Source organism: Erysipelothrix sp. HDW6A (assembly GCF_011400295.1).
In the GTDB taxonomy this organism is placed as follows: domain Bacteria; phylum Bacillota_I; class Bacilli_A; order Erysipelotrichales; family Erysipelotrichaceae; genus Erysipelothrix.
Genome location: NZ_CP049859.1, coordinates 1,622,784 through 1,635,875, shown reverse-complemented (window position 1 = coordinate 1,635,875; position 13,092 = coordinate 1,622,784). Strand labels below are relative to the sequence as shown.

Genomic DNA, 13,092 nt, shown 5'->3' with positions numbered 1-13,092 from the left:
ATGAGTATTTATGAACGATCACTAAGTCTTCATAAAGACTTAGAAGGGAAAATAAGTACTGAATTAAAAACAGGAATAAATTCGTTAGAAGATTTATCACTGGTTTATTCACCAGGGGTTGCAGCTCCTTGTCTTGAGATTTCGAAAGAAAAATCGAAAGTATATGATTACACCTGGAAAGGAAACACCATTGCCGTTGTATCAGATGGTAGTGCTGTTCTTGGATTGGGTAACATAGGAGCTGAAGCATCACTTCCAGTCATGGAAGGTAAAGCTGCATTATTTAAACGCTTTGCAGGTATCAATGCAGTTCCTATCGTTTTAGATACACAAGATACTCAAGAAATAATTAATATTGTGAAAGCAATTGCTCCTGGATTTGGAGGGATTAATCTCGAGGATATATCGTCTCCTCGTTGTGTTGAAATTGAACGAGCATTGGAATCAACACTTGATATCCCAATATTCCACGATGATCAACACGGTACAGCTATAATTGTTTTAGCTGGTCTTATTAATTCTTTAAAACATGTAAATAAGGAAGCATCAGAAGTAAAGTGTGTTATCTCTGGAGTAGGTGCTGCAGGAAGTGCAATCATAAAGTTGCTGAATGAATATGGTGTAAAGCACATTACAGCATTTAATTCTAAAGGAGTAATTAAGCCTTCGGTAACATACAATGATAGTGTTCTTGATGATATTAAAAACTATACAAATATGAATGATGAAGATATACGGCTAGATGAAGCACTTGTGAATGCTGATGTATTTATTGGTGTTTCGGTAGCGAATATCTTAACAGAGGCAATGGTTAGCTCAATGAACTCAGGTTCTATCGTATTTGCACTTGCAAATCCTGATCCTGAAATTGATTACGATTTAGCCAAACAAGCAGGAGCGAGTATTGTGGCTACTGGTCGATCTGATTATCCCAACCAAATTAACAATGTATTAGTGTTTCCAGGTTTATTCAAAGGGCTTCTAAGTTCTGGTGCTAAGAATGTGCCATCATCCATTATGGTTAAAGCAGCACATGCTATAGCACAAGAAGTAGAAGAGATCCATTCAGAGAACATTGTTCCAAATGTTTTTAATCCTGATGTCGCTGATGCAATTTCAAGAGAAGTTATTGACGAAGTTGAGAAACTAAGAAGGCGGGGGATTGATATATAAATGACAATGGTCATAATCAGGGACCATGGTATTTTGAAGTGAATAAGAAGTTTGAAGTTTCGTTGTAAACGCTTACCTACGATGGTAAATTTATAATAAGGAGGAGAATTATGAAAAAGTATAGTGAACAAATACAACGATTTGGGCGCTCCCTGCTACTTCCTATTGGTGTTATGGCACCGGTTGGATTGTTATTAGGGGTATCGGGAGCATTTTCACAGAGCTATATGATCGAACTTATTCCATTCTTAGGGACACCACTTGTCAATAAGATCTTCATTGGAATAAGAACCGTAAGTGATGTGATTTTTGGTAACTTACCAATTCTATTTGCTATGGGGGTTGCTTATGGAATGTCTCGCAAGGATAAGGGGATTGCAGTATTCTCATCAGTTCTTGCATATTTAGTTCTTCTAATTGTCATGAATGTCTGGTTAACAAATACTGGAAATTTAATTACTGAAGGTAATATTGCTGTCGGTGGACAAGCACGAGTACTCGGGATACAGACGGTTAACGTCAACGTCTTTGGTGGTATCGTTGCCGGTATTGTCGCTGCTTTAGCTACTGATAAATATTACGATTTACAACTGCCGATTGCCTTTGCATTCTTCGCAGGTAGAAAATCAGTACCATTAATCTCAATGTTAATTACAGCAGCAATTGGACTTGTTATTCCATTCTTCTGGGGATATCTCATCGCTTTCTTTGCAAGTATGTCAGGATTGTTATTAAGTCCAGTACTTGGTCAAATATTAAACGGTGTTATCAATAGAATGTTAATTCCATTTGGTCTTCACCATGTATGGAATGCTATGTTACGCTTTACTGAAGCTGGTGGAGTTTACACAATTAACGGTGTAGAGTACATCGGATATCTTGATGCAATGAATGAAATCTTATTTAACTTAGGTCCGGATAGTGAATACTGGGCAATGATGCCTTCATTAACACGATTTGGTGCACAAAACCAAATGGTCCGTACCATGTTTGTATTCCCTGCAATAGGTCTTGCAATGTATCAAACAGCACACAATGAAAACAAAGCAATGGCGAAAGGTTTAATTATTACCAGTGTGGCTACAGCCTTCTTTGGTAACGTAACGGAACCATTAGAATTTACATTCTTATTTATTGCTCCTGTTTTATACTTCATTTATGCAGTCATTGGATCTATTGGTGGAATCGCACTTTACTTTATGGGTACAGCTGTTGGATATATTCGAGGTACAATCTTTGACTTCATTATATTCGGAGTGATGTTTAAAAACTCAGGTTGGCTAAATATTGTAATTGTAGGTCTTATTGAAGCAGCATTAATCTACTTTATCTTTAAATGGTATATTGTTAAGTATGATGTTCCTACACCAGGTCGTGAAGACGAAGGTGGATCGGACAGTGTTCTTATTCAAGAACGTCGTTTTGATGAAGTAGCGAAACTCGTTGTTGCAGGACTTGGTGGTCCAGAAAACATCGGTAACGTTGAAAACTGTATTACACGTCTTCGTGTAGACTTTAAAGACAAGACGAAGATTGATAATGCATTAATCAAAGAATCGGGAAGTACTGGAGTATTCTTCCCATCAAGTGGACATATCCATATTGTTTATGGTCCATTAGTAGAATTCGTTAGAAATGCTGTTGACGAAGAATTAAAACGATAAAGTTCATGAAACGTTAATGGTGTATCCGTTAACGTTTCTGTTATAGAGGAGGGTCATATGTTACTTTATTCAAAAAATATTTATTTTCCAAATCAAATTAAACGTGAAGGTTACTTAGAACTTGAAGATGGTATAATTAAGAATTTTTATAAAGAATTACCTCAAGGAGCAGACTATAAAGATTATAGTGATTATCATGTAATTCCTGGATTTATTGACCAACATCTTCATGGTTGGGGTACAGGCTCATATAATAACGATCCTTCAGGTAAAGCTGTAAGAACGATGAAGGAACAATTGCCTTCAGTAGGTGTTACATCGTTCCTAGCGACTTCAGGAGCAACAACACTTGATGATGTCTATGAAGGTATTAAATCAACAGGTGAGATATTAAATACACAGAAACCGGGGATGGTGCAACATGCTTAGGAGTCCATCTTGAGGGACCGTTTGTGAATGAAAAACGTGCTGGGATGATGAATGTTAGTTGTTTCTTAGAACCATCAGTAGAAGTAATGCAGTCATTTATTGATGCACAAGTTTCACCACGTACTATTAAGTTAATGACAATGGCACCAGAGCTTGAAGGCTCACTACCTGTTATTAAACTCTGTAAGCAAGAAGGTGTTCAAATTAATATTGGACATAGTGATGCAACATTTGAAGAGATTGCTGAGCTTAAAGAATATGGTCTTGGTGGAGTTACTCATATGTTTAGTGGTATGCGTGGATTCCATCACCGTGAGTTAGGAGTTGCAGGTGCAGCCTTACACTTTGATGATTTATATTGTGAGTTCGCTAAGCAAACAGGATGGACAGTTAAGCCTGAAGCTTTCGCAATGGCTTATAAATTAAAAGGACCAGATCGTATTATTATGACAACGGATAACGGAGCTCTTGCGCTTGCAGAGAAAGAACGTTATCACTATACTCGTAAAGAGACACTTATTCCTAATGGTGATTTTATTACATTAAGACATGATGATGGTTCCGAGATTACTTACAATAGAACGAATTATGAAGAGATCAAAGACATTGAATTAAGCTATATTGGTTCAATTCGTAACTTAATTAAAAATGTACGACCATCAATTCATGATATAATTAAAATTACCGCGTTAAACTGTGCTCGATATCTAGGAATCGAAGATCGAAAAGGTTCCATTGAGCTTGGAAAAGATGCTGACCTCTTAGTGGTCGATGATCATTTTAATCTAAAGGCAACATATTGTATGGGGGTACTAAGTTACATGGAGGATGACAATGTTTAAGAACTTATTTAAACCAAAAGCTACAGATTGTGTAGCTCCAATGAAAGGGAAAGTAATTTCCTTAGAAAATGTAAAAGATCCAGTTTTCTCAGAGAAAACTTTAGGAGATGGATTCGCAATTGAATTTAATGAAGGAAATGTTTATTCACCAGTTGATGGAGAAATCATTATGACATTTCCGACAAAACATGCTCTAGGTATTAAAGCTGCAGATAGAAATGAATACTTGATTCATTTAGGTCTTGATACTGTAAACTTAAAAGGTGAAGGATTTAATCTTGTTGTTGAAACTGGGCAAGTTGTTAAAAAGGGTGATTTACTTGTAGAAGTTAATCATGACTTCTTCAAAGAACATAATGTAGATATGACTTCACCGGTGATTGTTACCAATCTTAAAGGTCGTAAAGTAGTCTTATTAAAAGAAAATGAAGTAGTGGATAAAGGTGAGGCAGGAATTTTTGCCATTAAGGTGTAGATGATGAAAACGATTAAACAATTAGCACGTACATATACAAAAGAAAACCGTTTTAAGATACTAGCATATGCTGCAGCATTCTCTGCAGTTTCTACTAGTGTTTCTTTAGTCTTTAATTCTTTAAATTTAGCAATAATAGGGGTAGTAATCTCAAGTGTCATAGTTTTCTTATATTTCGTAAAGATTAATGAGATTACAGCACGTATTGCTCGTGGAAAGAAACTTGATAAACAACACTTTTTATCGAAACCAGAAATTACTAAGAAACACGGTATTGGTTTTTCCTTGTATGTTGCGTTAGGTTTAATCGTATTTATTGGTTTATATTTTGGAACTCAGATTCCATCCATTATTGTATTACTAATGTTATTAATTGCAGTTCTATTTGCTTATGTTACAGGTGTAATTGCAATGTACTTTGAGTTTGAAGAAACAGGAAAAAATGCACTAATCAATGCGTTCAAAGAAGGTTGGAAAGAAAAGAAATTGCTATTTCATTACCTTTTTAGAATGTTAACGATAATCATTCAAGGTGCAATACTTACTTTATGCTTGAATGTGTTTGTCTTTGGACCTCAAATTCAAAAAGCACTTGAAACGTACAGTTCAGATAGTCCAGAAGTATTGCAATACTTTACAAACTTACCAGCAACATTTATTCAAACCGCTGGAGTTCAAGTAGCAATGTTCTATAGTGTATTCATTGGTTTCTTAATTTATAAAACTTATGTATTTCAAAGAAAACTACCAAAAAGGAGAAAGAAATGACAGTTTATTATAGTGACAACGTAGTCACTCCTCGTGGAATTATTTCTGCATATGTAATTGTTGAAGACAATAAAATCAAAGAAGTAATTAAAGAGTATTCTGGAGATTTCATTGATTATAGCGATAAAGTTATTTTACCAGGATTTATTGATGTTCATGTTCATGGTTGGGGTCGTGGTTCGTATTCCATTGAGAATACACCTGAGTCAATCATCAAGATGGGTGAAGATCAGGCTAGAGAAGGTGTTACAGGCTTCCTGGCAACGACATTAAATGCTTCCTTAGAAGATACCTATCAATATATTAAGACAGCAAACGAAGTCTACAATACTCATATTGAAGGTTCAAAATTATTGGGTGTCCATCTAGAAGGTCCATTCTTAAGTGTTAAACATAAGGGAATGCAAAAAGAAGAATTCTGCCTCGATCCAAATATGGAAATCATGCAAAAATTCTATGATCTTCAAGAAGATAAATCAATGATTAAGTTAATGACAATGGCTCCTGAACTACCAGGTGCTAAAGAAGTGATTCAGTTCTGTCATGCTAATGGTATTCAAATTTCTATTGGTCACTCCGGTGCAACGTTTGCAGAGATTAGTGAATTGAAAGAATTTGGACTGGGTGGAGTAACTCATATGTTTAGTGGTATGAGTGGTTTACATCACCGAGAACTGGGCGTTGCTGGAACAGCGTTATATTATGAAGACTTGATGTGTGAGTTTGCAAAACAAACAGGAATTACTGTGCGACATGAAGCGTTTGATATTACATACCGAATTAAAGGTGCAGATGGTATCTTTATGACAACAGACTGTATTGGATCAGCACGTCGCAAAGAACCAAGTTATCAATACACACGCGGAATTAACTATATTCCAAATGGTGATACCCTGATTATGAAATATGATTCTGGAAAAGTTGAGGAAGTAGATTTATCGAACTATGAGTCAATTAGAACTATTGAAATGAGTTATATTGATTCAATTCGAGAAATGCTGAAACATACTCCTATGACATATTTAGAAGTAGCAAAAATTACAAGTACTAACCCTGCGAAATATATTGGATTAGATGCATCAAAAGGACGTATTCAAGCTGGATATGATGCCGATCTAACAATCGTAGATAATGATATGAAATTAGTAGAAACAGTAGTTGAAGGTAAGCGTGTCTTCGTTTCGTAAGATTCCGAAGCCTGTGGTCGTCCTTATAGCTCTCTATGGTTTAGAGGGCTTTGCAGCTAACCTTGCCCATCCAGTTACACCTTCGCTCTTAAAAAACCTTGCGATGCCCGCATATGTATTCGGTTTAGCATTTGCAGTTATGCAGTTTTCAAACTTTCTTATGTCACCGTTTTGGGGCAACTTATGCAATTATTTCCAAGCGCGAAAAGTTCTTTTTGTGGGATGTATTGGTTATGCTGTTGGACAAGCAATTTTTGGACTTGCTCAAACGCAAGCACTCATCTTACTGGGTCGAATTGTATCCGGTGCATTTGTATCAGCAACTGCAATTGCAGCTGTTGTAAGTTTGATTAATTTAACGACTCCAGAAGAAAGAAAGACAAGTTTACCTATCTTGTTGACATCTTTTGTGGTTATGGGAACATTTGGTCAATTTGTTGGTGGAGTCCTTGGTGATTTTGGTATTGCAATACCGTTTATCATTCAAGTAGCCATCTTGGTGTTTTGTGCCTTTGCGTTCTTGCTCACGGGTAAAGAATTTACCGTCAAGGAACGTGACAAAGATAAATCAATTCTCAAGCAATCAAATCCGATTCAATCATTCATTGAGGTAAAGAACTACTTAACACCACTCTTTATGATGCAATTTATTACAGTATTCCTATTGAGCTTTGCATCAACATCCATCAGTCAAACCTTTGGTTACTACATTGTTGATGTATTACACCTTGGATCTTCAGTCAATGGGATGGCTCGTGGTGTAGTAGGGGTGATATCGATCATTCTTAATACCACCTTTACGATACGTATAGCTAAATCTGTACGTGCTGAAAAGAATGTATCCATAGCAATTGGATTAACAATACTCTCAATATTGATGATGTTGTTTAGTCCACATATTGTGGGAGTATTCATCGGAGGAGCAATCTTTGCTATGTCATTTGATACAATGGTTGTATCCATTATGCAAGACTTAAGTACAACATACGCAAGTCATGATAGCCAAAGTATTATCACGGGTGCTCATAACAGTATGAAGTCATTAGGCGCTGTTACAGGTGCATTAATTGCAGGTTTTGTTTATGACTTTAATGCTCTCTATCCATTTGCACTTGCTGCACTGTGTTATTTTGCATCCATCATAACAATTCAAATCCTCTTGCGATTTAAAGCGAAAGATACCTTGATTAATGAGTGAAAACTATATTATTTAACATGGAAAGGATGACTCGTTCATCCTTTTGTGTTATTTTAAATAAAAGAGGGTAAACATATGATAAAAAATTTCGTTTTTGATATGGGTAATGTTTTAATGGACTTTAGTCCAGATTATATACTATCGCGTTATACTGATGATCTCGACACAATTAAGGAACTTAAACGCGTTATTTTTACGAGTCCATTGTGGGGAATGCTTGATAATGGTGATATATCATTTGAAGAGGCTAGTGAGAAAATATCTAAAGAATCACCAGACCATCTACGCAATATGGTTGAGGATATCTTTAGTACATGGCAAAATCATAAGGTTCCAAGACTTGATATGCTAGAATTAGTTAAAGAATTAAAATCAAAAGGGTATGGGATCTATCTATGTTCGAATGCAGCAGCTAGATTCTATACTTATAAAGATAAATATGAAGTCTTTAATTATTTTGATGATCTCGTAATTTCTGCTGATATAAATATTTCTAAACCTGACGTAAGGATTTATGAATATCTGCTTGAGAAAAATAAGTTAAATGCTGAGGAATGTCTTTTTGTAGATGATATCATGGCTAATGTTATGGCTTCTCAAAAAGTAGGTATGTTTGCTTATCATTACAATGGTAATGTTGATTTATTTAGAGAATTTCTTAAGACAGTTCGCTTAATCTAATATAAGATCATGATTTGCATTTCTATGTATAGCTATAAAGAATAATTAGAGATGCTTTGGCATCTTTTTTTATTATTCTCACATGTCGTACTAAAAAGTGATATTATAGTAACAAAAGGTTGGTGATACTATGAAATATCCAGTAATAGATTGGCATTGTGACGCACTACTTAAATTACAAGAAAATCCAGACTTAGATTTTTATGATAGTGAAGAACTTGATGTAAATGTTGTAAAAATGCGCGAGGGTGGAATTAAAGTCCAAGCCTTCGCAATCTTTATTGATCCTGAGATTCCTTGGAATCAGAAATACGAAGCAGCACTGATGCAAGTTCGTATGTATAAAGAAAAAGTATTAGCACAAGATGGTTTTGTTCAGTTGTTTAATTTTCATGACATTCATAATTTGAAAGAACATGAAATTGGTACGTTTCTAACGCTTGAGGGATTAGATTGTGTTGATACAGATATTCATAAGGTAGAACACTTATTATCAGAAGGTGTCTTATCCATTGGTATGACATGGAATAATGCTAACTTAGCTTGTGATGGTATTGGAGAAAAACGTGGTGCCGGATTAACAGAGTTTGGTCTTGAGGTAGTAGAGCTCATGAATAAGAGAAATCTTTTCATTGATGTTTCGCATATTAGTCTTAAAGGCTTTGAAGATGTACTTGATCATGCCAAACATGTCATAGCATCTCACTCAAATGCTCAAAGTGTTGCATCCCATCGAAGAAATCTCAACGATGATCAAATTGAACGTCTCAGATCGAAAGATTCGCCAATTCATCTTGTATATTGTGAGCCATTTATTGTGGACGAGTTACCTGCAACAATAGATGATATCCTTACTCACTTAGAGTACTTTACGCAGAAAGGGTATCAAGCTTCCATTGGGCTAGGATCTGACTTTGATGGTATTTTCACCAAAGTTGAGAATCTTGTGGACAGCTCAGATACACAAAACGTCTTACAAGCCATTGAAAAACGTTATGGAGAAGATCGTGCAAGAGATATTGCTTACAATAACTTCATGCGTTATGTAGATAAATATATGTAAAGAAAAACGAGAACTTAGTTCTCGTTTTTTACTATGTATTGAAGAGCACCACTTGGACAACTATCTATTAGATTAATTAACGCTTCTTCTGTTGCGTTATCAGGTATTATCCAAGGCTTTCTGTTGAGATCAAAGACTTCACTAAGTCCTTTAACACAAATACCTGAATGTTGGCATATATCTTTATTAAAGTAGACATCTACTTTAGTTCCAACATATTTTCTATACCCTTTTTCTAAGAGTTCTTTTTCTGTCATACTTGCCTCATTTCTTTGTTAGGTAAGCGAATAATCCGCCAATTGTTTTATCTTGAAGTTCAATTTCTTTTCCATCGACTGTTGCTGATACAACTTGGAAATAGTCCTGCAAATCAGGTACTTCACGATACTGAGCACCTACAAAATCACTAACTGATGGATACTCTTTCTTTGATTCTGTTCCATTATTTAAATAATGAATAATAAACATCAAATCGCCTCCTATACTGTATATGTTAATTATATTGCTTTTACATCTCTTTAACAACTATGTGATTTATAAACAATATTCAAACAATCATTTTACAAAGGAAACGACTTAAATGCATATCAGACAAGATTACTGTTTAAATAAATGTAGATAAGAATACAATGTATGATAGCTGCAAGTGCTACTTTAAGTTGGAAACTTCTTTTCTGTGTTTTATGTCGAAATAGGGTCCCAGAGATAATCATTCCAATAAACCCACCCAATCCACTTAATAGCGTAAGGGTTAATTCCGAGACTCTTAGTGTATGTAGTTTTGCTTTTCTTTTATCAATTGCCATTACAATGAAAGAAACGATATTGATAAAGAGAAGATATACTAGATAATTTTTGATCATAAATACTCCTTGATTAATACATAAACTCTATTCTTTTGTGATAATTACATTAATTGCAGCGTAGATAAATCCTGCGATTGGCCAAATAATCCATGTTTTATGCCAGCCCATTGTAAAGAAACTTAGGGCAAGATAGAGACCTGTTGTAAGAATCCAGAATGCACTACTGAATGGTTCCGACTTCTTTTGAGCTGCTTTTGACTTTGGTGAGAATTCACCTTCTTGAAGAATTAAGGAATAACTGTTTTTCTCCATTCCGTAATAAGTAAGGATATATACTGCAAAGGATACTAAGACAAGCAATGATGCTGTAAGGTAAATAATGATATCTTCATTCAACATACTGCCAACTACTAGCTGCATTACAGCTACAAAAATAATTCCAATTCCTATTACTATTTTCTCATGGAGCTTATCTATAACTTTCTCTGCACGTTTCTCAACGACACCTCGTACGCCATACTCTAAATCAAAGTCTTCTTCATTTAGGTAATTGAATTTTGATAGTTTCATTGAGTAGGTGATAAAAATTGCGATAGCAATAAATGCAATAAGGAATAGAACAAAGAGTCCGATTGCAATTGCTGTATTTTCCTTTAATTGATTTGGGTTTGATTCAGAATAGGAGACCAGAGTTAGTAGTACAACAGGTGATAAAATACATAATGCTACTCCGAAAGCGATTTTTTGGTATGCCATCTTTGAGACAGTTAGATATTGGTTTGCTGTTTCTAAATCAATCTTCCTAACTGTTGATTCTTCATAATCGGAATATTCGACATCTTCTAGATCGTCAATAAGTAAGTAATCTGTACTTACACCAAATAGTTGGCTCATCTTAATAATTTTATCCAACTCTGGTATTGATGCAGTACTTTCCCACTTAGAGACTGCTTGTCTTGATACATTAAGTTGATGGGCTAATTCTTCTTGTGACCACCCTTGTTTTTTTCTTAAACTAATAATTTTATCTGCTAGGATCATTGTGTGATTTCTCTCTTTCTTGCTACTTAAACTTTACCAATTCATTCAGTTGCAAGCGAGAAACTGAAGCGTATAATGTGTCAACCACTGGTAGCAAAGTACCTATATCTCTATTATAGAGTGCAGTTTAGAGAAGCTCAACAATAAAAATTCCAAAACTACAAAGAAAAAGAGCTTATGCTCTTAAGAGTAAGCTCTTTACGTTGTGTGCTTGTTTACCATGTTGTCCCTCAACAATATCAAATGATAGTCGTTGTCCTTTAGTTAAAGTGACATAACCATCGATATTAATGGCGGAATGGTGTACGTATATTTCTTCTTTGGATTTATCGCGAACGATGATACCGAAACCTTTATCGATATCGAAAAATTTCATTTTTCCTGATTCCATTAATAATACCTCCTGTCTTGAATAAGAACACTATTCATAACAAAATTAATTATTGAACGAGTTTTAACCTTATTTCTGAGCTATCTTATCATAAGAATGGAGAAATGTAAAATAATTTACATAGTTTTCATTGTGATTGACTCAAGAATAGAACAAATATAGGTATGTTTTTCGGTTTTTCCCCCAAGAATACTCGTTTCATAAAAATATAATATATATAAGAAAATTATTTCAAAATCAAAGTCTACTAAGAGCCTTAAACACATAATTATTAAGGATAGCTTTGCTATAATTTTGGTGAAAATTGGATAGTATCACTTTTCATCAATTTAAACGAGGTAAGCCATGAGCGTAATAAAGTTAAATCCAAGTTATAAAGATTACTTATGGGGAGGGAATCTTTTAAAGAGTGAATATCAAAAAGATACCGATTTAAATCCTTTAGCAGAAAGCTGGGAAGTATCAACGCATCCTGATGGACCGTCTGTAGTTGCAAATGGAGAATACCAAGGTTTGACGCTTCAGGAATATATTAATAAAAAAGGTTCTGATGTTCTAGGTGACAACGGTAAGTCATTTGATCGTTTTCCAATCCTTATAAAATTCATCGATGCAAAGAAAGATTTATCAATCCAAGTACATCCAGATGATGAGTATGGTCTTAAGCATGAAAATGAATATGGAAAAACTGAAATGTGGATTATTTTGGAAGCTTTACCTGATTCTAAAATTTATTATGGTGTGAAAAATGAAATGACACGTGAAGAGTTTGCTGAAGCAATTCATGAAGATAGTATTCTCGACAAACTTAAGACTGTATCAGTAAAAAAAGGTGATGTGATTTTCGTTGAAGCTGGAACAATTCATGCTATTGGAGCTGGGATTGTGATCTGTGAGATTCAACAAAACTCCAATACGACCTATCGAGTTCATGATTTTAATCGTAAAGATGCTAATGGGAACCTACGTGAACTCCATATTCAACAATCAATCGATGTATCCAAGCTAAGTCCCTTAGATGTTTCGTTTAAACCATCTGGTTTACTTGAGACAACAGAATTTGGAAGCAAACAACTGTTGGCAAGGTGTAAATACTTTACAACCACAGGATATACCTTAAATGGTAGTGAGAAGTTCTCGGTAGATAATACAAGCTTCAATGCTTTAGTTGTACTTGAAGGTACAATGTCACTTACTAATGATAATCAAACGTTAGAACTTAAAAAAGGTGATTCTGTGTTCATTGATGCTGGTACTGACTCAATAGTGTTAGAAGGTAACGCAAACTTTATTAGAGTGAATGTTTAATTAAAAGACGCTAGGCGTCTTTTTTGTAGCTTAACTCATAGATAGAAAAAGTAGCAGTTTTCAACT

The 13,092-nt window shown here is 34.8% G+C and carries 16 protein-coding genes; 11 read left to right on the top strand and 5 right to left on the bottom strand.

The window, feature by feature from the left end; all coding sequences use genetic code 11:
- The 10 genes from G7059_RS08410 (at position 1) to G7059_RS08365 (ending at position 9,480) form a co-directional block, all read left to right on the top strand.
- Positions 1–1,173 (top strand): NADP-dependent malic enzyme, encoded by a 1,173-nt coding sequence (locus G7059_RS08410; RefSeq protein WP_166081639.1) that lies wholly within the window; start codon positions 1–3, stop codon positions 1,171–1,173.
- Between the two features lie 110 nt (positions 1,174–1,283).
- Positions 1,284–2,837, top strand: a complete 1,554-nt coding sequence (locus tag G7059_RS08405; RefSeq protein ID WP_166081638.1) for a PTS transporter subunit EIIC — start codon at positions 1,284–1,286, stop codon at positions 2,835–2,837.
- Positions 2,838–2,894: 57 nt separating this feature from the next.
- Positions 2,895–3,266 carry a hypothetical protein gene (locus G7059_RS08400; RefSeq protein ID WP_166081637.1) on the top strand — a complete coding sequence of 124 codons (372 nt, stop codon included), beginning with the start codon at positions 2,895–2,897 and terminating at the stop codon, positions 3,264–3,266.
- Positions 3,267–3,289: 23 nt separating this feature from the next.
- On the top strand, positions 3,290–4,108 hold the full coding sequence (locus tag G7059_RS08395; RefSeq protein WP_166081636.1) for an amidohydrolase family protein: 819 nt from the start codon (positions 3,290–3,292) through the stop codon (positions 4,106–4,108).
- Complete coding sequence (locus tag G7059_RS08390) at positions 4,101–4,583, top strand: PTS glucose transporter subunit IIA (RefSeq protein WP_166081635.1); 483 nt, start codon at positions 4,101–4,103, stop codon at positions 4,581–4,583. The genes G7059_RS08395 and G7059_RS08390 overlap by 8 nt, the downstream gene beginning before the upstream one ends.
- Positions 4,584–5,351 carry a hypothetical protein gene (locus G7059_RS08385; protein ID WP_205700202.1) on the top strand — a complete coding sequence of 256 codons (768 nt, stop codon included), beginning with the start codon at positions 4,584–4,586 and terminating at the stop codon, positions 5,349–5,351. It abuts the gene before it with no gap.
- Positions 5,348–6,538, top strand: coding sequence for an N-acetylglucosamine-6-phosphate deacetylase (gene nagA / locus G7059_RS08380; RefSeq protein WP_166081633.1), 1,191 nt, complete (start codon positions 5,348–5,350; stop codon positions 6,536–6,538). Before G7059_RS08385 ends, nagA begins: the two co-directional genes overlap by 4 nt.
- A complete protein-coding gene (locus G7059_RS08375; RefSeq protein ID WP_205700201.1) occupies positions 6,522–7,736 on the top strand; it encodes an MFS transporter in 1,215 nt (404 codons plus the stop codon). The genes nagA and G7059_RS08375 overlap by 17 nt, the downstream gene beginning before the upstream one ends.
- 75 nt (positions 7,737–7,811) lie before the next feature.
- Positions 7,812–8,417 (top strand): HAD family phosphatase, encoded by a 606-nt coding sequence (locus G7059_RS08370; RefSeq protein WP_166081631.1) that lies wholly within the window; start codon positions 7,812–7,814, stop codon positions 8,415–8,417.
- A 130-nt stretch (positions 8,418–8,547) separates the two neighbouring features.
- A complete protein-coding gene (locus G7059_RS08365; protein WP_166081630.1) occupies positions 8,548–9,480 on the top strand; it encodes a dipeptidase in 933 nt (310 codons plus the stop codon).
- A 14-nt stretch (positions 9,481–9,494) separates the two neighbouring features.
- On the opposite strand, the gene G7059_RS08360 is transcribed toward G7059_RS08365, so the two are convergent.
- The 5 genes from G7059_RS08360 to G7059_RS08340 all read right to left on the bottom strand — a co-directional run bounded on the left by G7059_RS08360 (position 9,495) and on the right by G7059_RS08340 (position 11,718).
- Complete coding sequence (locus G7059_RS08360; protein WP_166081628.1) at positions 9,495–9,737, bottom strand: (4Fe-4S)-binding protein; 243 nt, start codon at positions 9,735–9,737, stop codon at positions 9,495–9,497.
- Positions 9,738–9,744: 7 nt separating this feature from the next.
- Positions 9,745–9,948, bottom strand: coding sequence for a DUF4649 family protein (locus G7059_RS08355; protein WP_166081627.1), 204 nt, complete (start codon positions 9,946–9,948; stop codon positions 9,745–9,747).
- 119 nt (positions 9,949–10,067) lie between these two features.
- Positions 10,068–10,343, bottom strand: coding sequence for a DUF1294 domain-containing protein (locus tag G7059_RS08350; protein ID WP_166081626.1), 276 nt, complete (start codon positions 10,341–10,343; stop codon positions 10,068–10,070).
- Between the two features lie 27 nt (positions 10,344–10,370).
- Positions 10,371–11,327 (bottom strand): helix-turn-helix domain-containing protein, encoded by a 957-nt coding sequence (locus G7059_RS08345; protein WP_166081625.1) that lies wholly within the window; start codon positions 11,325–11,327, stop codon positions 10,371–10,373.
- A gap of 175 nt (positions 11,328–11,502) precedes the next feature.
- A complete protein-coding gene (locus G7059_RS08340) occupies positions 11,503–11,718 on the bottom strand; it encodes a cold-shock protein (protein ID WP_166081624.1) in 216 nt (71 codons plus the stop codon).
- A gap of 345 nt (positions 11,719–12,063) precedes the next feature.
- Here G7059_RS08340 and G7059_RS08335 point away from each other — a divergent pair, with 345 nt between their 5' ends.
- Positions 12,064–13,026 carry a type I phosphomannose isomerase catalytic subunit gene (locus G7059_RS08335; RefSeq protein WP_166081623.1) on the top strand — a complete coding sequence of 321 codons (963 nt, stop codon included), beginning with the start codon at positions 12,064–12,066 and terminating at the stop codon, positions 13,024–13,026.
- Positions 13,027–13,092: the final 66 nt, after the last annotated feature.